The sequence below is a fragment of the Micromonospora sp. WMMD964 genome (genome assembly GCF_029581455.1).
Lineage (GTDB): Bacteria > Actinomycetota > Actinomycetes > Mycobacteriales > Micromonosporaceae > Micromonospora.
Window position 1 is genome coordinate 6613021 of sequence record NZ_CP120860.1, and the last position, 19612, is coordinate 6632632.

18 protein-coding genes, 1 tRNA gene and 2 pseudogenes are annotated in these 19612 nt (G+C 72.3%); 11 read left to right on the forward strand and 10 right to left on the reverse strand.

The genetic code is table 11. The features are described from left to right. Positions 1 to 76 precede the first annotated feature (76 nt). The 3 genes from O7616_RS30115 to O7616_RS30125 form a co-directional block, all read right to left on the reverse strand. The gene (locus O7616_RS30115) at positions 77 to 1429 is read right to left on the reverse strand and encodes a dipeptidase (RefSeq protein ID WP_282307779.1); all 1353 of its coding nucleotides are present in this window, start codon (positions 1427 to 1429) and stop codon (positions 77 to 79) included. A gap of 36 nt (positions 1430 to 1465) precedes the next feature. Further along, complete coding sequence (locus O7616_RS30120) at positions 1466 to 2611, reverse strand: M48 family metallopeptidase (RefSeq protein WP_282305005.1); 1146 nt, start codon at positions 2609 to 2611, stop codon at positions 1466 to 1468. Positions 2612 to 2874: 263 nt separating this feature from the next. Beyond that, complete coding sequence (locus tag O7616_RS30125; protein ID WP_282307780.1) at positions 2875 to 3516, reverse strand: hypothetical protein; 642 nt, start codon at positions 3514 to 3516, stop codon at positions 2875 to 2877. Positions 3517 to 3811: 295 nt separating this feature from the next. On the opposite strand from O7616_RS30125, the gene O7616_RS30130 reads away from it, so the two are divergent. After that, positions 3812 to 4213 carry a rhodanese-like domain-containing protein gene (locus tag O7616_RS30130; RefSeq protein ID WP_282264783.1) on the forward strand — a complete coding sequence of 134 codons (402 nt, stop codon included), beginning with the start codon at positions 3812 to 3814 and terminating at the stop codon, positions 4211 to 4213. 668 nt (positions 4214 to 4881) lie between these two features. Here the strand turns inward: O7616_RS30130 and O7616_RS30135 are convergent. The 3 genes and pseudogenes from O7616_RS30135 to O7616_RS30145 all read right to left on the reverse strand — a co-directional run bounded on the left by O7616_RS30135 (position 4882) and on the right by O7616_RS30145 (position 8770). Next, entirely contained in the window at positions 4882 to 6423 is a 1542-nt protein-coding gene (locus O7616_RS30135) for a cobyric acid synthase (protein ID WP_282305006.1), read from the reverse strand. 242 nt (positions 6424 to 6665) lie between these two features. Beyond that, a pseudogene (locus O7616_RS30140) lies at positions 6666 to 7640 on the reverse strand (cobalamin biosynthesis protein); the annotation flags it as partial. Positions 7641 to 8023: 383 nt separating this feature from the next. After that, on the reverse strand, positions 8024 to 8770 hold the full coding sequence (locus O7616_RS30145; RefSeq protein ID WP_282307781.1) for a single-stranded DNA-binding protein: 747 nt from the start codon (positions 8768 to 8770) through the stop codon (positions 8024 to 8026). A 301-nt stretch (positions 8771 to 9071) separates the two neighbouring features. Here O7616_RS30145 and O7616_RS30150 point away from each other — a divergent pair, with 301 nt between their 5' ends. Both O7616_RS30150 and O7616_RS30155 read left to right on the forward strand, forming a co-directional pair. Continuing rightward, on the forward strand, positions 9072 to 9512 hold the full coding sequence (locus O7616_RS30150) for an HPF/RaiA family ribosome-associated protein (protein WP_282305007.1): 441 nt from the start codon (positions 9072 to 9074) through the stop codon (positions 9510 to 9512). 230 nt (positions 9513 to 9742) lie between these two features. Continuing rightward, a pseudogene (locus tag O7616_RS30155) lies at positions 9743 to 10681 on the forward strand (alpha/beta hydrolase); the annotation flags it as partial. A 293-nt stretch (positions 10682 to 10974) separates the two neighbouring features. On the opposite strand, the gene O7616_RS30160 reads toward O7616_RS30155, so the two are convergent. Beyond that, positions 10975 to 11670, reverse strand: a complete 696-nt coding sequence (locus tag O7616_RS30160) for a hypothetical protein (protein WP_282305008.1) — start codon at positions 11668 to 11670, stop codon at positions 10975 to 10977. Positions 11671 to 11830: 160 nt separating this feature from the next. Here O7616_RS30160 and O7616_RS30165 point away from each other — a divergent pair. After that, positions 11831 to 11906, forward strand: a tRNA-Arg gene (locus tag O7616_RS30165). A gap of 21 nt (positions 11907 to 11927) precedes the next feature. Continuing rightward, positions 11928 to 12407: a hypothetical protein gene (locus O7616_RS30170; RefSeq protein ID WP_282305009.1), complete on the forward strand. Its 480-nt coding sequence runs from the start codon at positions 11928 to 11930 to the stop codon at positions 12405 to 12407. 690 nt (positions 12408 to 13097) lie between these two features. Here the strand turns inward: O7616_RS30170 and O7616_RS30175 are convergent. Then, complete coding sequence (locus O7616_RS30175; RefSeq protein WP_282305010.1) at positions 13098 to 13331, reverse strand: GntR family transcriptional regulator; 234 nt, start codon at positions 13329 to 13331, stop codon at positions 13098 to 13100. Between the two features lie 300 nt (positions 13332 to 13631). Here O7616_RS30175 and O7616_RS30180 point away from each other — a divergent pair, with 300 nt between their 5' ends. The 3 genes from O7616_RS30180 to O7616_RS30190 all read left to right on the forward strand — a co-directional run bounded on the left by O7616_RS30180 (position 13632) and on the right by O7616_RS30190 (position 15729). Continuing rightward, entirely contained in the window at positions 13632 to 14036 is a 405-nt protein-coding gene (locus tag O7616_RS30180) for a hypothetical protein (RefSeq protein ID WP_282305011.1), read from the forward strand. Positions 14037 to 14182: 146 nt separating this feature from the next. After that, positions 14183 to 14680 carry a SigE family RNA polymerase sigma factor gene (locus O7616_RS30185; RefSeq protein ID WP_282305013.1) on the forward strand — a complete coding sequence of 166 codons (498 nt, stop codon included), beginning with the start codon at positions 14183 to 14185 and terminating at the stop codon, positions 14678 to 14680. Next, on the forward strand, positions 14680 to 15729 hold the full coding sequence (locus tag O7616_RS30190) for a hypothetical protein (RefSeq protein ID WP_282305014.1): 1050 nt from the start codon (positions 14680 to 14682) through the stop codon (positions 15727 to 15729). The genes O7616_RS30185 and O7616_RS30190 overlap by 1 nt, the downstream gene beginning before the upstream one ends. An 8-nt stretch (positions 15730 to 15737) precedes the next feature. On the opposite strand, the gene O7616_RS30195 is transcribed toward O7616_RS30190, so the two are convergent. Both O7616_RS30195 and O7616_RS30200 read right to left on the reverse strand, forming a co-directional pair. Further along, on the reverse strand, positions 15738 to 16172 hold the full coding sequence (locus O7616_RS30195) for a VOC family protein (protein WP_282305015.1): 435 nt from the start codon (positions 16170 to 16172) through the stop codon (positions 15738 to 15740). 30 nt (positions 16173 to 16202) lie between these two features. Next, positions 16203 to 17213: a hypothetical protein gene (locus O7616_RS30200; protein WP_282305016.1), complete on the reverse strand. Its 1011-nt coding sequence runs from the start codon at positions 17211 to 17213 to the stop codon at positions 16203 to 16205. 94 nt (positions 17214 to 17307) lie between these two features. Between O7616_RS30200 and O7616_RS30205 the strand changes: the two genes are divergently transcribed. The 3 genes from O7616_RS30205 to O7616_RS30215 all read left to right on the forward strand — a co-directional run bounded on the left by O7616_RS30205 (position 17308) and on the right by O7616_RS30215 (position 19557). Beyond that, complete coding sequence (locus O7616_RS30205) at positions 17308 to 17778, forward strand: hypothetical protein (RefSeq protein WP_282305017.1); 471 nt, start codon at positions 17308 to 17310, stop codon at positions 17776 to 17778. Positions 17779 to 17864: 86 nt separating this feature from the next. After that, a complete protein-coding gene (locus tag O7616_RS30210) occupies positions 17865 to 18260 on the forward strand; it encodes a VOC family protein (RefSeq protein ID WP_282305018.1) in 396 nt (131 codons plus the stop codon). 118 nt (positions 18261 to 18378) lie between these two features. Then, a complete protein-coding gene (locus O7616_RS30215; protein ID WP_282305019.1) occupies positions 18379 to 19557 on the forward strand; it encodes an ATP-binding protein in 1179 nt (392 codons plus the stop codon). Positions 19558 to 19612: the final 55 nt, after the last annotated feature.

Below are 19612 nucleotides of genomic sequence, written 5' to 3' on the forward strand. Positions count from 1 at the left end.
GACCCGGGGCCCAAGTTGCGCGGATCTTGGGCGGAAGTTGCGCGGATCTTGGGCGGGGTGGGGTGGGGATGCAGCGCTAGCTGCCTGCGCCTGCGGCGGCGGCGACCTTGCCCAGCAGGAGCGCCTCGGCGAGGCAGACCCGGGCGAACTCCCCCAGGTGCAGACTCTCGTTCGGGCCGTGCGCGCGGGCGTGCGGGTCCTCCACACCGGTCACCAGGATGGCCGCCTTCGGGAACATCTCCTGGAAGGTGGCGATGAAGGGGATCGAACCGCCGATGCCGATGTCCACCGGGTCGGTGCCGTCCCAGGCGGTCCGGAAGGCCGAACGGGCGGCGTCGAACATCGGCCCGGACGCGTCGATCACACACGGGTTGCCGTCGTGCTCGAAGCTGACCGTCACCTGCGCACCCCACGGCGCGTGCTTCTCCAGGTGCGCGCGCACCGCCGCGTACGCCCGCTTGGGGTCGTCACCCGGGGCCAGCCGGATGCTGAGCTTCGCCTTCGCGGCCGGCACCAGGGCGTTCGGCGCCTCGCCGGTGGACGGCGCGTCGATGCCGAGCACCGCCAGCGCGGGCTTGGTCCAGATCCGGTCGGTGATCCGGCCGGTGCCGATGAACTGCACGCCGTCGGCCAGCCCGGCCTCGGCCCGCACCCGGTCCTCGGGGTAGTCGACCGTCGCACCCTCCCGGGCGACCAGCCCCTCCACGGCCACGTCACCGGCGTCGTCGTGCAGGGTCGCCAGGAGCCGGACCAGCGCGGTGAGCGCGTCCGGCACGGCACCGCCGAACATGCCGCTGTGCACGGCGTGGTCCAGCGTGCGCACCTCGACGAAGCAGTTGACGATGCCACGCAGCGAGGTGGTCAACGCCGGTACGCCGATGTCCCAGTTGCCGGAGTCGGCGATCACGATGACGTCCGACTCGATCTCGTCGCGGTGATCGATCAGCAGTTGCTCCAGCGAGTCGGAGCCGTACTCCTCCTCGCCCTCGATGAAGAGCACCACACCGACCGGCAGTGCGTCCCCGTACGCCCGCAGCGCCGCGACGTGCGCCATGATGCCGGCCTTGTCATCGGCCGCGCCCCGGGCGTAGAGGCGGCCGTCGCGCTCCACCGGCTCGAACGGGTCGGACTCCCACAGCGACCGGTCGCCGACCGGCTGCACGTCGTGGTGCGCGTAGAGCAGGACGGTCGGCGCACCGGGTGGGGCTGCCCGACGGCCGATCACGGCGGGCTGGCCGCCGGAACGCACGATCTCGACGTCCAGGCCGCAGCCGCGCAGCAACTCGGCGACCGCCTCGGCGGAACGTTCCACGTGCGAGTGGTCGAAACCCTCGAAGGCGATGCCGGGAATGCGGACGAGGCGTTCCAGGTCGGCGCGTACCCCGGGCATCTCCCGCTCGACGGCGGCCCGCACCTCGGACTCGGACATGATCGGAGAGGTCATGACCGGCATCGTATGCCGACCTTACCGGTGTGTGCCGCCGGAGCCCGTACCGTCACCGCCGCCCGGCGTCCCGCTGCCGGCCCGCGTGCCGGGGGCGGCCCGGCCGGCGCGGTGTGCGCGGCCGGCGGCCTCGGTGGCGGCGTCCATCCACGAGCGGGCCCGCCCGGCGGTGCCGCCCACCCACTCGCCGACGTCGCTGGCACCGTCGCCGAGCCGTCGCAGCAACCCGACCAGCGGGTCGGTGGACCGGCTGAACTCCTCCCGGTACGACTCGGCAGCCGCCTTGATCTCCTCGGAGAGCCTGGTCGAGCCGTCGTCGTCGCGACGCGGATAGTCCCCGGCCAGCACCTGCCCGTACGCCCCGGAGTCGATCCACTGCCGAAGCTGCGCCGCCCGGGCCACCGGCACCGGGTGGGTGCTCCACGCCGTCATCCGGATCTTGTGCAGGCTGTCGCGCAGGTCGCCGCCACCGGCGTACTCGGCCGCCTGCTCCAGGAACGCGGTCGTGTCGACCTGGGACAGGTCACCGCCACCGGCGAGCTTCATCAGCAGCCGCAGCGCGGCGGCCGGATCCTGCCCGGCGAGCAGACCGGCCCGGTCGGCGGAGAGTTCGGCCTTGCGCCACCACTCCAGCATCGCCGCGATGATCGCCCGCAACGCGATCGCGCCGACCGGCAACCAGCTCAGGTTGGCCGCCCAACGGGTGAGGATCATGAGCATGGTCTTGTAGACCGCGTGCCCGCTGCCCACGTGCCCCAACTCGTGGCCGAGCAGACAGCGCAGCTCGTCCTCGTCGAGTTGCTGCACGCAGGCGGAGTTCAGCACGATGAACGGCCGCTCCAGGCCGACCGCCTCGGCACCCAACCAGGGCGACTGGGTCACGTACAGCTCGGGCAGTTCGGCCACGTCCAACGCCGCCGCCGCCTCGGTGTAGCGCTGCCACACCACCGGGTACTGCCGGTGGTCGACCCGGATGCCCGAGGCCAGCACGGACAGGCGGAAACCCCGCTCGTTCCACATGCCGAAGAACGCCCGCAGCACGTCGTCGAAGCCGCGCAGCTCCCGTAACGCGACCAGGGCGCCCCGGTCGGCCGGATGTTCCCAGGCTCGCGAGCTGATGCCGGTCAGAGTGATCCGGCGCCGCGCGGGCGTGTCCGTTGCCGACATGTTGAGTCCCCCGATCGCCGTTCCCTTGGTCTTCTCACGCCGCGCCCTCGGTCTTCGCGCCGTGGGCCTCCGGCCTTCCCGCCGTGCCTACGGCCCTCCCGCCGCGCCCTTGGTCCTCGCGCCGCGCCCTTGGCTTCTCCGCGGTGCCCTTGGCCCTCCTGCCGGACGTTTCGATTTCTCGCGCCGGGCCTTTCCGTCGTGCCGCGGCCGATGGCGGCCATCTCGCATCGTGCCGTAGCCGATGCCGGACGTCCATGCCCCGCTCAGCGGAGGCGCACGTAGTACCGGTCCGCGTCGTGCGACAGCACGGGTGCGCCGTCCACCAGCAGGTCCGCCCGAGCCGCCGTGTCGTCGGTCGCGAAGTGCGCCTGCTCCCCGACGTGCCAGCGACGCAGCTCGGGCAGGATCTCCGGCCCGTCCCGGGCGACCGCGCGAGTCAACCGCAACGGCGCGGGCGCGGTGACGAAGACGGCCAGGGTCAGCTCCGGCCCGATCACCGACCGCGCGGCGCTGACCCCCTCCAACACCAGCACCGACGTCACCGGAACCGGAACCGGCCGGGGCAGAAACCCTTGCCGCACCCAGCTGTACCGCCGGTACGCCCCCGGCCTCCCCTCCCGCAGCGGAGCCAGCACCCACTCGTCGAGTCGTGGCCAGAAGGTGACCTGGTCGTCCCACCCGTCGAGCAGATCATCGGTGTGCACGACCGGCGGTCGTCCGCCGGGCAGCGCCGCCAGGGCGTCCGCGAGGCGCGCGGCGAACCGGCTCTTACCCGCGCCGCTCGGCCCGTCGACAGCGACCAGCCGGGTCCGCCCCAACCGCGCCGGGCCCGCGAGCACCCGACGAGCCAATTCGGCGTACGGCTCGACGACTGCCACGGTCGATCGACCGGTCTCCGGGTTCAGTGCGGCCTCGCGTGGTGCATCACCGCAGTATGCCGCCACGGCCGTCGCGCGCGGTGATCGACTCGGGATCATCGACGTCGCGGTATCCCCGTCGCCGGGACACCACGACTTCCGTGAAACCGAGTCGATCATGCGGTGTTCGAGGCCCCACGGTCGCACTGACACGTCCGGCTGACCACCCGTGGCCGGTCACCGTCACGTCCGGGGGAATTGGGGCGGCGACGGGTGACGGGCGGCCCGTTCGCCGCCGTGGCTGCTACCGAATCGGCATCATCGGGTGGTGCTCCGAGACGTGATGAGCCCCGGTATCGACGCCCTGCTCGAACAGGCCCGAGCCGGGCTGCACCGACTGACTCCGCAGCAGACCGTCGAGGCGGTCCGCGGCGGCGCGCTGCTGGTCGACACCCGCACCGAACTGCAACGCCGTGAACAGGGCGAGCTGCCAGGAGCGGTGGTCATCGACCGGACCGTACTGGAATGGCGACTCGACCCGGCCAGCGCCTGGCGGATCCCGGAAGCCACCGGCTACGACCGGGAGATCGTGCTGGTGTGCCGGCAGGGTTACAGCTCCAGCCTGGCCGCCGCCAGTCTGCAGACCCTCGGGCTGCGCCGGGCCACCGACATGATCGGCGGCGTCGACGCCTGGCTGGCCGCCGGGCTACCGACAAGCGACCGCCCCGCCGACGTACGTCCCTGATCACCCACCCCGCCCAGCCGGCCGGATCATGGCGGCGTCGGCAACGCCGAGGGTGGCGTGGATCGGCGCACGTGGGCGAGACCCCGATGCCGCACCGCACCGCACCGCCGCCGCACCGCACCGCCGCCGCACCGCACCGCGCACCACCGCACCGCGCCGCGCACCACCGCACCGCACCGCGCACCGCGCCGCCGCCGCGCACGGGCCGTCACGCACTTTCCCCGATGTTGCTGCCTCACGACCGGAGGAGGCAGCAACATCCCGGAAAGTGTGCGGATCATGCCCCTTCGCTCGGCCGCACCCGGCGAACGCGGCACGGGGTGACGTTGCGCCGGGGGACGAACCAGACAGGTCGGGCAGGCCGCGTCCACGCTGTCCGGCTGCCGTGGGATTCGAACGCCGTCACCCGCCTACTCAGGGCTCATCCGCCGGGTGACCGGGTCAAGATCGTGCTCGATCCAGGAATGAGGCCTCTCCCGCCGTCGACGAGGCCACTACATCAAGGATCGAGCACGATCATGCCTCGCTGCCCGCCTCACACTCCGCATGAGACGGGGGCCCGCCGGAAGGTGACGGGTTGAGTGGACGAAGGGCCACCGGGAGGACGGAAGGCCGGATGCGACAGCGGGCCGCCGGGACAGTGAGCGGCCGGGTGCCATGGAGGGCCATCAGGATGGTGGCGGGCCGGGTGGGATGAACGGGAGACCTGCGGGCGCGCCGACTTCGATCAGTTGCCACAGTGCGTCGGTGTCCAGGTGTTCCTCGACCAGGTCGCCGAGCAGGTCGAGCGAGCGCTCCCGGACGGCGGCGAAGCTGGTGGCCGGTGCGACCCGGAACCCGGTGCGGCCGGCCAGTCGGGCCGCCTCGGTGAGGAACCACCGTCGGAATTCGTCCGACTCGAACGCCCCGTGCCAGTGCGTGCCGTGTACCGCGCCGAGCACGGCACCTTCGCCCACACCGTCGTCACCGGTCAGCAGTGGGGTCAGGGTGGGGTCGGCCTGCGAGACGTACCCGTGGTGGATCTCGTAGCCGCGCACCGGGAGGCCGCCGTGCGCGGTGCCCACCGACTGCCGGACGGTCTTGCGGGGATGGAAGGTGATCTCGATGGGCAGCAGCCCCAGCCCCGGCACGCTGCCCCGTCGGCTTTCCACCGGGTCGTGGATGGCCCGCCCGAGCATCTGGAAGCCGCCGCAGAGGCCGAGCACCGGCTTGCCGACTGCCACATGCGCGGCCACCGCGTCGGCGAGGCCGGTCTCGCGGAGCCAGGCGAGGTCGGCGACGGTGGACTTGGAGCCGGGCAGGACGACCAGGTCGGCGGCGGCCAGTTCGGCCGGTTCGATCGTCAGGCGTACGCGGACCCCCGGCTCGGTGGCCAACGCCTCCACGTCGGTGGCGTTGCTGATCCGGGGCAGTCGAACGACTGCCACGTCCAGCCATTCGGTGCCGTGTGGGGCGGCGGGGCGGCCGAGCACCCGGCCGTACGCGAGGGAGTCCTCCGCGTCGAGCCACAGGTCCAGCGCCCAGGGCACCACCCCGTACGTGGGACGGCCGGTGACGTGCCGCAGCATGTCCAGCCCGGGCTGGAGGAGCCCGAGGTCACCACGGAACTTGTTGATCACGAAGCCGGCGATCAGCGCCTGGTCGGCGGGGTCGAGCAGCGCCAGGGTGCCGAACATCGAGGCGAAGACGCCGCCCCGGTCGATGTCGCCGACCACGATGGTGGGCAGGTCGGCGTGCCGTGCCAGCCCCATGTTGACGTAGTCACCGGCCCGTAGATTGATCTCGGCAGGGCTGCCGGCGCCCTCGCAGATCACCACGTCGTACGTGTCCCGCAGCTCGGCCAGCGCCGCGTACGCGGTCTCGGCGAGGCGGGGACGCAGGTGCCGGAACGTACCGGCGGTGATGGTGTCGACGGCCTCGCCGAGGAGCACCACCTGACTGGCGAGGTCACTGCCGGGCTTGAGCAGCACCGGGTTGAACCGCAGGTCGGGTGCGAGCCCGCAGGCGGCGGCCTGCATCGCCTGGGCTCGCCCGATCTCGCCGCCGCGCCCGTCCGGCCCGACGACCACGGCCGAGTTGTTCGACATGTTCTGCGCCTTGTACGGGGCGACCTTGACGCCCTGCCGATGCAGCCACCGGCAGATCCCGGCGGTGAGCACGCTCTTGCCGGCGTCGGACGTCGTGCCGGCGACCAGTAGGCCGCCGCTCACCGCCCACTCCCCCACGCCAGCCAGCCAGCGTGCCGCTCGTGCCCGCCGTCACCAATTGGCCCACGCCTTCCGGCCCCGAGCCCACCGCGAGAGCCCACGGCGGTCAGCCCACGCCCTCCGGCCCCGACCCCACCGGCAGTCGCCCCACGCCCTCCGGCCCCGACCCCGAGCCCACTCCGATCGGCCGTCGCGGCCAGCGCGCGCCGGCCCCTGACACCGGACCCCTGCCGGGCCACGGACCGGAGCCCGCGCCGGCCCAGCGCCGCGGCCAGACGGCCGAGGGTCACCGGGTACGCGGCGGCCAGCCCGAGCGCCGCCAGCCCGACCGCACCGGAGATCCGGGCGGCGCGCTTCAGGTGACGCGCCTCCGGGCGAGGGCCGTCGCCGAGGAACGGCCGCACCTCGGAGCGCCCGAAGTAGACGTTGCGACCACCGAGGCGGACGCCCAACGCACCGGCCATCGCCGCCTCGCACTGACCGGCGTTGGGGCTCGGGTGGTCGTTGCGGTCACGCCGCCACACCCGCCAGGCCTGCTGCCGGTCCCCGTGCGCGACAGGCGCGACGGCGATGGTGAGCAGCCCGGTCAGCCGGGACGGCACCAGGTTGAGCGCGTCGTCCAACCGCGCGGCCGGGGTGCCGAACCGCACGTAGCGCGCCGACCGGTGCCCGACCATCGCGTCGAGGGTGTTCGCCGCGCGGTAACCCAGCAGCCCGGGTAGGCCGGCGACCGCACCCCAGACCAGCGGGGCGACGACCGCGTCGGAGGTGTTCTCGGCGACCGACTCGACGGTGGCGCGGGCCAGCTCCGACTCGTCCAGCGCCGACGGGTCGCGCCCGCAGAGGTGACCGAGACGTCGACGCGCAGCGGGCAGGTCACCGGCCCGCAGCGTCCGGCCCATGACTGTGGCTTCGTGCCGCAGCGTGCGCCCACCCAGCACACTCCACGTGCCCGCGGCCACGAGCACCGCACGGGTCACCGGCCGGTTGCGGGTAGCGGCGGCGACGGCGACCCCGAGCAGCACGGGAGCACCCACGGCCAGCGCGGTGAACGCCGTACCGGCCGTCCGGTCCGGCCGGTAGAGGCGGCGCTCCAGCGCCCCGGCGGCCTGACCGAAGCCGGCCACCGGGTGCCACCGGCGCGGGTCACCGAGCAGCCGGTCCAGCGCGTACCCGGCCAGCAGCCCCACCGCGTTCGCCACCGGCGCTGTCCGTCGCACCCGCACCACCTCCGGCCGGCCAGCCTAGACGAGCACCCCGTGAACCGGCCCGGCCCACGGTGCCTCACCATCCCCGCGAGCGGACAGCGCGTACCCGGGCGGGAGCCGCCCCGTGGCTGCCGCCACGCGGGGTGACGACGCCGCTCGCGCCGCCACCCCGCCCCCGTTGATGCCCAGCGCACCACCGAACCGCGCCCTGCCCTGCCGCGCCCTGCCTTGCCGTGCCCTGCCCTGTCACGCCCTGCCCTGCCGCGGCAGCGCCCGGCAATGCAACGCCCTGCCCTGCTGTGCAGCGCCCAGCAGTGCAGCGCCCTGCCGCGGCGCGTCACCGGAGCACCCGCGACCTCACACTGCTCGGTCGGGAGCCCGAACCGACCAGCCGGTCACGCCGGCTGCGGCACCCGACCACGGCCACGCCGCCCCCGACCGGTCGGCGCCGGATCCGGCTGGCCCTCGTCGGGTGCCGAGCCCAACTCGTCGTCCGGGTCGTCGTCGGTGTGGTCGTCCTCGCCGGGTGGCGGGGCGAACTCGTCTTCGAGGTCCGGCGGTACGCTGGCCTGCCCGATCCGGCCACCGGTGGCGGCGACATCGGCGTCGAGGAACGGGCTGGTGCGCACCGCCACGTAGTCGGGCAGCTCGAACTCGTCGTCCAGCGCGCGGTCGTCGGGCAGCACAGGTGCCTGCTCAGCCGGCACGGGCTCGGTCTGCTCGCCGTGGACCCGGCTTTCGGCCTCCGCGTCCTCCACGGTGCTGGTCGTGACGCTGGGCCGGTTGCGCAGGAACCGGGCGCGACCCCGGGACAGGTCATGGCCGACGGCCACGGCCTCCAGCTCGTAGAGGGTCCGGTGGTTGCCGGCGTCGTCGGTCCAGTCGCGGGTGTAGAGACGGCCGCAGACCACGACCGGATCACCGACCATGACCGAGGCAGCCACCCCTTCGGCGAGCTTGCGCCAGCAGTTGACGCGGACGCGCAGCGAGTTGCCGTCGACCCACCGGCCGCTGTCGCGGTCGAGCCGCCGGGCGGTTGAGGCGACCTTGAAGTTGGCCACCAGGGTGTTGCTCTGGGTCGTGCGCCGCCACTCGGGCACCGTCAGAACATTACCGACAATAGTTACATAAGTGTCAAACATCATCCCTCCAGGGGATCGGGGCCTGCCAGCGCGAGTCGACTCGACACCGAGCCTGTGCGCCGCGGGCGACCGTCGCCAGCGCCCGCCCGCGCCCTGTGGACGACGAACCCACCTGTGGACAAAGCCCTGATCATGTCCGGATGTGGTACGGCCGACCGTCCGTTCTGCCGGTCGGCGGTTTCCGGTGCCGCCCGAACTGGGTATGGATTTGATCAACGCACCACCGACAGCTCCACGTCGACGAGAGGTCAGCCATGATGATCACTACCATCGGCTCCGCGAACGCTTCCGAGGCGCGGCGATGAGCGCCGTGGCCAACCCCGCCACCGTGGCCGAGTGCCTGCGGGTCGGTGCCGGGTTCTCGCAGGGCGACCGCAACTGGATCGCGGAGCAGTTCGCCACCCTCGACGCGCGGCTGGCCGGCTTCCACGCCGACGCCACCGAACTGGAGGTTTCGGTCAAGGACCGGGAGGCCCGCGGCCAGAAGGTCACCCTGGAGTGCTGGATCGCCGGCCGACAGAAGATCGTCACCACCTCGGCCGAGGAGGACCTGCACGCCGCGCTCAACGACGTCCGCGACGACCTGCGCCGCCGGCTCAACGACGCGAAGACCCGCCAGGAGCCCCGGCACAACAAGCACCTGCGCGACATCCCGCAGCCGCAGGGCGAGCCGGACCCGGCCGACGACCAGGAGCACATTCCCGCCGCCGACCCGAGCCGGGCCGACGCGGAACTGACCTGAGTCCCCACCCCTCCGAGTCGATCATGGAGTTGTGGTGGGCACTACATCGAGAAACACCCTTTCTGTAGACCACCACAACTCCATGATCGACCGGGGAAGGCGGGGCCGGGGACAGGCCCGGCAGGGACGGGGAAGGCAGCGCCGGGGACGGGCCGGGCGGGAGCGGGGGCAGCGGGGCGGGCCCACCCGTGGGCTACCGCTGGGTAGGTTGGCGGCGTAGCGTCGCGGTCGTGGAACCGGACGTGTTGGGGCCGCCGTACGAGCGGCAGACGATCGACCTGGGCATCGACGACGAGGGCCCCGTCGTCGCGACACTGGTCCGACGGCGCGCCGAGCGCCCCACCGGGCGGGCCGTGCTCTACGTGCACGGGTTCGTCGACTACTTCTTCCAGACCCACCTGGCGGACTTCTTCGCCGAGCGTGGCTGGGATTTCTACGCGCTCGACCTGCGCAAATACGGTCGCAGTCTGCTCCCCGGCCAGACTCCGAACTTCTGCCACGACATCAGCGACTACTTCCCCGAGCTGGACGCCGCCGCCGAGGTCATCCGCAAGGACGACGGCCACGACACCCTGTTGGCGATGGGCCACTCCACCGGCGGCCTGATCCTCTCGCTCTGGGCGGACGCCCGCCGCGACTCCGGCACTGTCGACGGCCTGGTGCTGAACAGCCCGTTCTTCGACCTGAACGCACCCTGGGCGGTCCGCCGACCCCTCGCGGCCGCCGTCTCCCGGTTGGGCCGCAGGGCGCCGCACCGCATCCTGCCGTTCGGGCTCGGCACGGTGTACGGCGAGAGCATCCACTCCGACCACCGCGGCGAGTGGACCTACGACCTGGCGTGGAAGCCCCTCGCCGGGTTCCCGGTCCGGGCCGGCTGGCTGAACGCGATCCGCACCGGTCAACGCCGGCTGCGCGCCGGGCTGGACATCCAGGTGCCGGTGCTGCTGGCCTGCTCGACCCGCTCCTTCCGGGGCACCCGCTGGCACGACAACGCGACACTGGCCGACGCCGTGCTGGACGTCGAACACATGGTCCGGTACGCGCCCCGCCTCGGCCGCCACGTCACCCTCGCCCGCTTCGACGGCGGGCTGCACGACCTGACCCTCTCCGGTCCGGCCGTACGGAAGAAGGTCTTCGACGAGGTGGGCCGCTGGGCCGAGGCGTTCCTCGCCGCCGGCCCCACCGCCCCGGCCAGCGCCGCCCCGGCCAGCGCCGCCCCGGCCAGCGCCGACCCGGGCTCGACCGACACAGGCTCGACCGACCCGGCCACGATTGACCCGGGCACGACGGACCCGGGCACGACGAACCCGGGCACGACCAGCCCGGGGCTGACCGCGCAGAGCCGGACCGACGTCGACTCGACCACCGGCACGGCCGGACCGCCCGAGAGCCGACGGTCCGACGCCGACACGGCGGGCGCGGCAACGCCCGGCGGCTGACCCTGCCGGGGAGGCGACACGGCTCAGACGTCGCCGGGCGTCACCGGGAGAACAGCGCGGATCCGGTCGAAGGTCGCCACCGGGTGACCGTCGACGCCGGGTAGTACCAGCCCGAGGCAGTACGGCGAGACCTCCCCCGTCGCGTCGGGCTGCACGATGAAGACCGGCGCGCCGACGTACCCAGGTGGCAGTTCGGTAGTGATCCGCACGGCGTCGGCGTCGCGGACGACGCGCTCGATCGCGACCTCCAGCGGCCGGGAGCCGTCTTCGCGTACCCCAAGGGCCAGCACGAAAGCGGAAGCGGCGTCGGCGCCGAGGCGGGCGACCACCTCGGGCCCGGCGGCGATCCCCGCCGGTACCGGCTGGACGCGCCAGCGCCAGCCGCCGTCGCCCGCGTAGCGGTGCAGGCCGGCGGTCGGCAGCACCGCGACCCCGTCGCCGGGGAAACGGGCCCAACCGGGCACGATCTCGGCCTCGGCGACGACCGCCGGGGCGACCCCGGCCGGTTCGGTGACGCTCGCCCGCAACCCCAGCTCCCCGCCCGACGCGCCCACCAGGTCGGCCGCCGTCAGCAGCGACTCCCCCACCGGGTCGTCGCCGTCACGGAAGAAGAAGGCGGTGCCGAAGGCGTCGCCCGACCGGTACGGGAGGATGGCGCGACCGACGACCTGGCACAGCTCGTAGGCGACGGCGCTCTCGGCGTCGGAATCCAGCAACACCAGGCAACGGTACGGTCCACGGTCACCCCGCTTCCGGGTAACCCGGATGCCCGCCGCACGGCCGACGTGAGACCCTGCTCGGCAACGTGGACGCGGGCACCCTTTACGCCGCTGGGCAGCCGGACGGCGGTACCCTCTGGGCGCGACACCCACGCCACACGCGCCCGTAGCTCAGCGGATAGAGCAGGGGACTTCTAATCCCAAGGCCGCAGGTTCGAATCCTGCCGGGCGCACCACCAGCCGATCGGGAGGCTCCTGTGGGTGTTCTGTACGACTACTTCCGCGCCGTTGACGACGAGGCTGTCGCAAAGCTGATGGCCGCCACTGATGGCGGCCCGGTAGTAAGAGCAGAGGATTCTCCCGTCGAGGACGCCGTGGACGGCAAGGGGATCGATCCGACCGTCGTCCTCGGCAAGGTGGTCTCGTTCGCCCTCGGCGTGCCATGGAGTGCCGACGTAATCGGGGATCGACTCATCTGGCCGGAGGGTGCTCGTGAGGACCTTGAGTACGAAGGGCCCTGGGTCGTCGTATTGAGCGAACCCGCTCGCGATGCGCTCGCCGACATGCCCGATGACCGTTTGCCGGATCTGGCCGAACAGTGGTCTCACATTGAGGAGTTATCCCACTACAGCGACGCCGAGCCTGAGGTCATGCTGTCGCGCCTACGGGAGTTCGTGGGACTGGCCCGGAGAGCACGCACGAGCGGGGAACGCATCTACTGCTGGATCTGCCTCTAGCCAGCGCCGCCGTCCTTGACCGACTCTCGCCGGGCCGCAGGTTGATGCGAATCCGGCCACGGGCTCTGGTCCTCATCACCGAAACCCAGCATGAACGGCGATCCCGGATGATCCGGCTGCCAGCCACAGTCAAGCGCTTGTCGTATGGCGCTGGCGACCGCCGAGGGCAGCACCGAGCGCCACCCGTTGTCCTCCCTTCTCGCTGCCAGCGCGAGCAGGCAGGCAGCCGCTCCGCTGTTAGCGTCGGGCCGTGTCGACGTTTCGCACTCCTCAAGTGATCCTCTTCAGCAAGGACGTCTCGCACACCGCCGAGTTCTACACGGGCCTCGGCTTCACCGAGACCTTTCGGGTGCCGACCGAGGGCGAGCCCATTCACGTCGATCTCGCGCTCGACGGCTACAAGATCGGCATAGCCTCGGTGTCCTCCACCCGCGACGACCACGGGCTCGACCCCGTACCGCAGGGCCAGCGGGCCGCGGTGATCCTCTGGACCGACGACACCGCCGCCGCGTACGCCGACCTCACGGCGAATGGCGTCCCGGCCCTGGCCGCACCGCACCGCACCGCACCGGTGGCTCGATCGCCTGCTGATCGCCTGGGTGGCCGACCCGGATGGCAACCCGATCCAAATCGTCCAGCAGCTCTGACGCCGCCAGGCGCTGAGCGGGGAACACGCCGCGTCAGCCGTCGTCAGCCCTGTTCGGCGACGAAGGTGCCCCGTGCGTGCACGGTGACGACCAGGCCTCGCTCACGTAGTTCGCGCATGGCCATCCGTACCGTGCCCCGCGCTACGCCGTAGGTCTGCTGTAGGTGGAGTTCGCTCGGCAACGGCTGCCCCGGGCGCAGCTTGCCTTCCTCGATCTGCTTCGCGAGCAGGTCCGCCAACTGCCGGTAGATCGGCACATTGGACAGCGGGCTCGTCATGGCCGGAGCGTAGACACGCACATGATCTGTACGTGTTCAGGGTTGTACAGCATCTGTACGTCTAGTCACTAGACGTACAGAGCCTGTACGTTTGGCGTGGTCAGAACAAACGGCCCCCGATCAGCGATTGCGCCGCTGACCGAGGGCCGTGATCGCCTAGCTAGGAGGCGACCCGTGCGAACCTTGCCTACCCCGCCCGCCTGCGGAGAGCCTGCGACGGTACGCATCGAGCTGTACACGGCAGACTCTCTCGACGCCTGCGCGTACACCTGTCCTGCCCACACCATCCACGTGACGGCCGTGGCGACCAAGGCCGGGATGAACGCCTACCCGGTCGGCCTGGCGCCCGACATTGAGCGGCCCTGCGGCTACGTACACGTGTTCCCGACCGGCACCCTTGCCACCGAATCCGCTGACCTGAGCCACCCCCGCTGGTGCGATCGGGGCGGCTGCGACCGTCGGGGCAGGCACCGCTCTCCGACGCTGCACCTGGACACCAATCGACCGGAGGCGTCCATCGTCGGTGTGGCACTGGTGCGAGCACTTCAGCCGGCCACCGATCCGATGGTGAGCCTGACGAGCGTGGGTGTTGACGCCGCAGCCGGCCTCCTGCTCTCCATGGGACAGGCACGGGTGTTGCGGTACCGCCTGGGCAATCTGTTCGGCATGGCCATGACCGCTCGCAGCGACGAGCGCCGAACGTAGCGGGGAATTGAGCACATCTCGCACGAAGTGCCGCCCACAAAGGGGGCAGCTCTACAGGTGCGAGGTGGAGTGGTGACAGCCCTAACCGAGGCAAGAACCGCCCGGCCGGTGTCTACGGGTCGCCCGACCTACGGCGTTAATAGGGCGTGACGTTCGAGGAGTACGCGTTCGCTCGCACTTCGGCGCTGGTGCGGCTCGCCCGACTGCTGACCGATGACGAGCATCGAGCCGAGGACCTGGTCCAGGAGGTCCTCGCGCGGGCGTACGCCCGCTGGGGGCGCATCTCCCGCACGGACCGGCCGGACGCGTACGTCCGGCGGATGCTCGTCAACGCCCACCACTCGTGGTGGCGGCGGCGGAGCAGTCAGGAGGTGTCGGTCGCGGCGGTGACCGACCGGGCGGGTGCCGCGGACGAGGCGGCCACGGTGGCCGAGCGCGACGCGTTGTGGCGGCTCGTCCGTGAGCTGCCGAGGAGCCAGCGCACCGTGATCGTGCTGCGCTACTACGAGGATCTCGACGACACGTCGATCGCGGAGATCCTCGCCTGTTCGACCGGCACCGTACGCACCCACGCGAAGCGTGCCCTGGCGACGCTGCGCAAGCGGCAGGAAGCACCGACCCCCGCACGGGCAGGAGAGTTCTGATGTTCAGCGATCTCGATCAGCGGCTCACCGCGACTCTCCGGCACCGCGCGGGCGGTGACGTCGACCCCACTCCGATCGTCGCGCAGGCCCGTCAACGTGGTCGCCGGCTCAGGCTGCGCCGTCGTGGGTTGATCGCCGGGGGCGTGGCGGCGGTCTGTGTGGCTGTCACCTCGGTCGTCCTGGCGGTCCCGATCGGCCGGAGCGCCGACGATCCGATCATGCCGGCGGCGGCGCTCATGCTGCCGGAGGCGTCGGCGCAGAGCGGTGCCATCGCCCGCCCCGAGGAGGTCGGTGCCGACCCCGCAACCGTGCACTTCTCGCCCGACGCCCTGCTCGACGGTGCTGAGTACGCCACGTGGCACGCCGGTCGGGGCGTCGAGAGCGTCGAGTTCCGGGGCCCGAGAGGGCAGGCCCGTTTCGCGTTGGCGCGCAGTGTGGCGGCGCTGGACGGGCTGCAACAGACGTTGTCGTCGGCCGGACGACCGCAGCCACGCAGCGAGGCGCGGGTCGGCGACCGACCGGGGGTCGCCTGGTACGACCCGTCCGGTGACCGGCAGCTGTGGTTCGTACGGTGGCAGCCCGCCGACGGGCTCTGGGCCCAGGTGGACATGTACGCGACCACCCAGGACGAGGCGACCGCCACCGCCGCCCGGGTCCGGTTCGACGGCGCACACCGCTGTGTCGTGCCGTTCCGCCTGGAGTCGTTGCCGCCCGGTGGACGGCTGCTCGAATGCTCGGTCACGCTCGGCCGCTCGGGGGACAGCCGTTTCGTGGACGGCTCACTCGTGGTCGGTGACGACGCCGGTCGCTGGTTGACAGTGCGGGCGCAGCACGCGCCGGACGGCTACGAGGCCGGGCGCGGGGACCTGGTCGCGGGCCCCTACCGGGCCCGGCGGCAGGGCAGCGACGTACTGGAGATGGTGGTCAAGCCCTGTTTCGTGGAGGCGTTCCGCAAGGGTCGGGGCAGCGGCTACACCGAGGCGGAGGGCCTGGCGATCCTCGGCGGTTACCGGCCGGGCGGCGACCTCGACCGCCCGGCCACCTGGTGACACCGCCATCAGGCCGAGGTTGCCGCCACGCAGAACTCGTTGCCCTCCGGGTCGGCCATCACGACGTGCTGGTGGTCGACCTCGACCAGGACCGTCCCGCCGGCCTGCACGAGACGATCGGCCTCGGCCCTGATCCGCGCCCACCGATCGTCGGGGCTGCCGTGGCCCGGCACCCGGATGTCGATGTGGAGTCGGTTCTTCGCGGTCTTGGGCTCGGGGACGTTGAGGATGGAGAGGTAGGGGCCGACACCGTCCGGGTCGCACAGCCACGCGCCGTCCTCGGGGCTGTCGTCCTCCGGTAGGTCGTACTGCGCCAGCCACTCCTCGCGGGTGGCGAAGGGCGGTGGTGGTGGCTCGTCGATGTAACCCAGGGCGGTCTTCCAGAACGCGGCGAGCACCCGGGCGTCGGTCGAGTCGAGGGTCAGGGAGATTCGAGCTGCCATGAACGGGACGCTAGCGCGACCCCCCGACTCTCAGACCGGCCCCAGCAGCTTCGCCAGCGCGTCGTCGCCCTGGCCGAGCTGCGCCGCACCGGTCGGTGACGTGACCAGGAACCGAAGGCACCCGTCGAGTTCCACGTACCGCTCGGCTCCGGCGGTTCCGTCCAGCGGACGCAGCACCGCGAAGCGGGACGCCGGGGTGGCGCAGTCGATCACCGCTCGACGGTTGGACAGCCCCCGGAGCACGCCCGCCTGACGCTCGGTCGGCAGCGGCCCGCCGTACACGAAATCTCCCGCCGGTTTGTCGCCGCCCTGTTGGGACGGGGGGACCTGGTAGACGCAGAGGCGCAGCGGCCCGGCGGCCGGCGGCACGGCCGGGACGGGCGGCCCCGGGCGGCCGTGCCGGGTCTCCACCCACACCATGTCCGACCATCGCTGCGCGCATCCGGCGGCCTCGGCCGCCGCGGATTCGACCTGCCCGACGGTACGGGTGTCCACCGTCTTCCACTGCAGCCCGGCCAGTGCGGCGCTCACCTCGGCGCGGGGTTTACGGCAGGAGTCGGTCGGCAGGTACGGCCGCATCCAGCGGCCCTGCTCGTCGACCAGCGCCAACCAGGGCGGGATGACCATGTCGAGGGTGCAGGCGATCTCCCCGTCGGCCCGCTGGTCGGGCAGCCGGAGCGCGGCGAGCAGCGCGGCGATGTCCTCGGCGCGCCGCTCGGTGGCGGCCTGCTCCTGCCCCCCGTTGGTACGCGGTCGGATCTCCCGCCCGCAGAGCACGACGGCGACCGGGGTGAAAGCCGGGTCGATGCGCCCGATCTTCGGCTCGGGCCCGGTCGGCGCCGGCGTCTGCGTGGTCGGCACGCTGATCACCTCACCGGCACGGGGTGCCGCCTCGGCGCAGGAGGTCCAGCCGTCGACGATCTCGGCCGGGCCGAGCTCCACGTCCACCCCCGGTCCCTTTGTCGTGTCAACGCAGCCCGCCAGCGCCACGCCGAGCAGCGCGACCGCCAGTGCCGTCCGGGACGAGCGCATCCGGCTCACCACCTCTCCACCCGATGATGGGACGGCTGACGGGCACGCTCGGTTCCGCCGACGACCAACGGAACCGACGGCAACCGTCGGGCGTCTCAGCGGAATGGACCGACTGCGTGCCGCGATCCTCACCGTGACGGCGCTCCTCACCACGGCGGGGTGCACCAAGGACGACGTTTCCCCGCCGCCGCCGAGCCCGGCCGTGTCGCTGAGCCCGGACGCCCCGGCCGTGCGTCTTGTCGAGGAGGACCAGGCGGACCTGCACCTCTGGGTGAGCAACCAGTCGTTCAAGGACGACCTGGTCGCCCTCACGGTCAGCATCGACGGCACCGAGGTGGTCGATCGGCTCTTCGCGGTCGAGAACCAGCACAACTGGGTCCTGTTCCCGGTGCGGGTTCCCCCGGGTCAGCACGAGGTGCGCATCGTCGCGGGCACCGGGGTCGAGAAGCAGGAGAGCTTCACGATGCCGGAGACCGGGCGTCGGTACGCGGCCATCGACTACGGCAACGCCGTGGACGAGCGTCAGCGGTACGTCAACTGGTTCATCCGGTCCACCCCGATCGGGTTCGCCTGACCGACGCGAACCCGGGCGGCGTGACGCGGGCGACCGGCGGGCAGGCCACCGATCGGGCCCGCGACGCCCGCCGTCATGATGGCCGAATGGCACATCTGGGACTTGTCGCGCTGCTGGTCACCGAGTACGACGAGGCGATCGACTTCTACGTCGGCGGCCTCGGTTTCGAGTTGGTGGAGGACACCCCCCGGCCGGACGGTTCGCGGTGGGTGGTGGTCCGGCCGACCGGCGCCCGGGAGACGGCGTTGCTGTTGGCCCGGGCGAGCACCGCCGAGCAGCAGGCCCGGATCGGCGACCAGACCGGCGGCCAGGTCGGGCTGTTCCTGTACACCGAGGACTTCGCCCGGGACCACGCCCGGATGGTGGCCGCCGGGGTGCGCTTCCTGGAGGAGCCGCGCCACGAGGCGTACGGGTCGGTAGCGGTCTTCGTCGATCTCTACGGCAACCGGTGGGACCTGCTCCAACCTCGCAGCACAGAGTGACACATTAGCGACACTATGCACTCAAGTGGTCGGCGCTCGCAGTAAAGCATGCTATTGTCCGATGTCGATCTCCGCCCGCGCGGACCCGGATGGGTCGTTGTCGGAAGGACACCTCCCGATGCCGGCCACGGCCACTCCTGTCGTGCCGCCGCCCACGCTGGACAATCCGGCCGGCGGGGCGCTCGGCCTCATCTTCACCACGTTGCCGGCCATCCTGCGACTGACCTGCGGTCTGGTCGGCGCGGCCGTGGCCCTGTCGGTGCGGACCCCACCGGTCGAGCCGGCCGTGTTGCTGCCCGGTGTGGCAGCGCTGACCGGCTGGTCGATCTGGTACGCGCACCGCGCGCTACGCCACGGCATCGGCCCGAGCCTGGTCGCCGGCGACGTCGCCGTCACCGCGCTGGCCTGCCTCCTCATCCCCGTCCTGGTGGCGCCCGGTGTGCTACCCGGCGAGGGCAGTTGGATCGCCGTGCTGGCCAGCACCACAGTGATCAACACGCAGGCCACCGCCCCGGCGCGCTGGTCCATCCCGGCCGGGCTGCTCGTGATCGCCACCTACGTGACGGGTGCGCAGGCGGCCGGCAATCCGACCGAAGCCCGGGCGCACGCGGCCACCCTGCTGGCGCAGACCCTCTGCACCGCCATGATGGCGGGGGTGATGCGCCGACGGATCGGCCGAGCGGACCGCGCCTTCGTCGAGCACCAGCTGTTGACCCGGGAGTCGGTTGTCGCCCGGGCCGCCCGCGACGCCGAACGCCAACAGAACCGCGACCTGCACGACACGGTGCTCGGCACGTTGACCATGGTGGGGCTCGGCGCGGTGCCCGGGCCCTCGGCCGCCTTCCGTGAACGGTGTGCCGCCGACCTGCGTACCCTCGTCGCACTCACCGACGTCGGCCCGGTGGCCGGCGACGGCCCGGTGCCGCTGGACGGGCGGTTGCGGGCGGTGGTCGGTCGCCTGCCCGAGCTGCCGGTGCACCTGGCCCTGGAGTCGTACGCGGTCCCGGCGGGGGTTGCCGACGCGATCAGCGAGAGCACCTACGCCGCGCTGTCCAATGTGGTCCGCCACGCGCCGGGCGCGCAGGTCACGCTGCGGATGAGCCGGGACGCGGTGGGCGTCGTGGTCGAGGTCGCCGACGACGGCCCCGGCTTCGACCCGGCCGCCGTCCCCTCGCACCGGTACGGGCTACGCGAGTCGATCCGCGGCCGGATGGCGGCGGTCGGCGGGCGGGCCGACGTGCATTCGGCACCCGGCGCGGGCACCCGGATCCGACTGGAGTGGCCCGGTGTCGGCTGACCTCGGCGCGCCGACGCAGACCACCGGCGATGCGGAGGCGCCGGACCGGACAAGT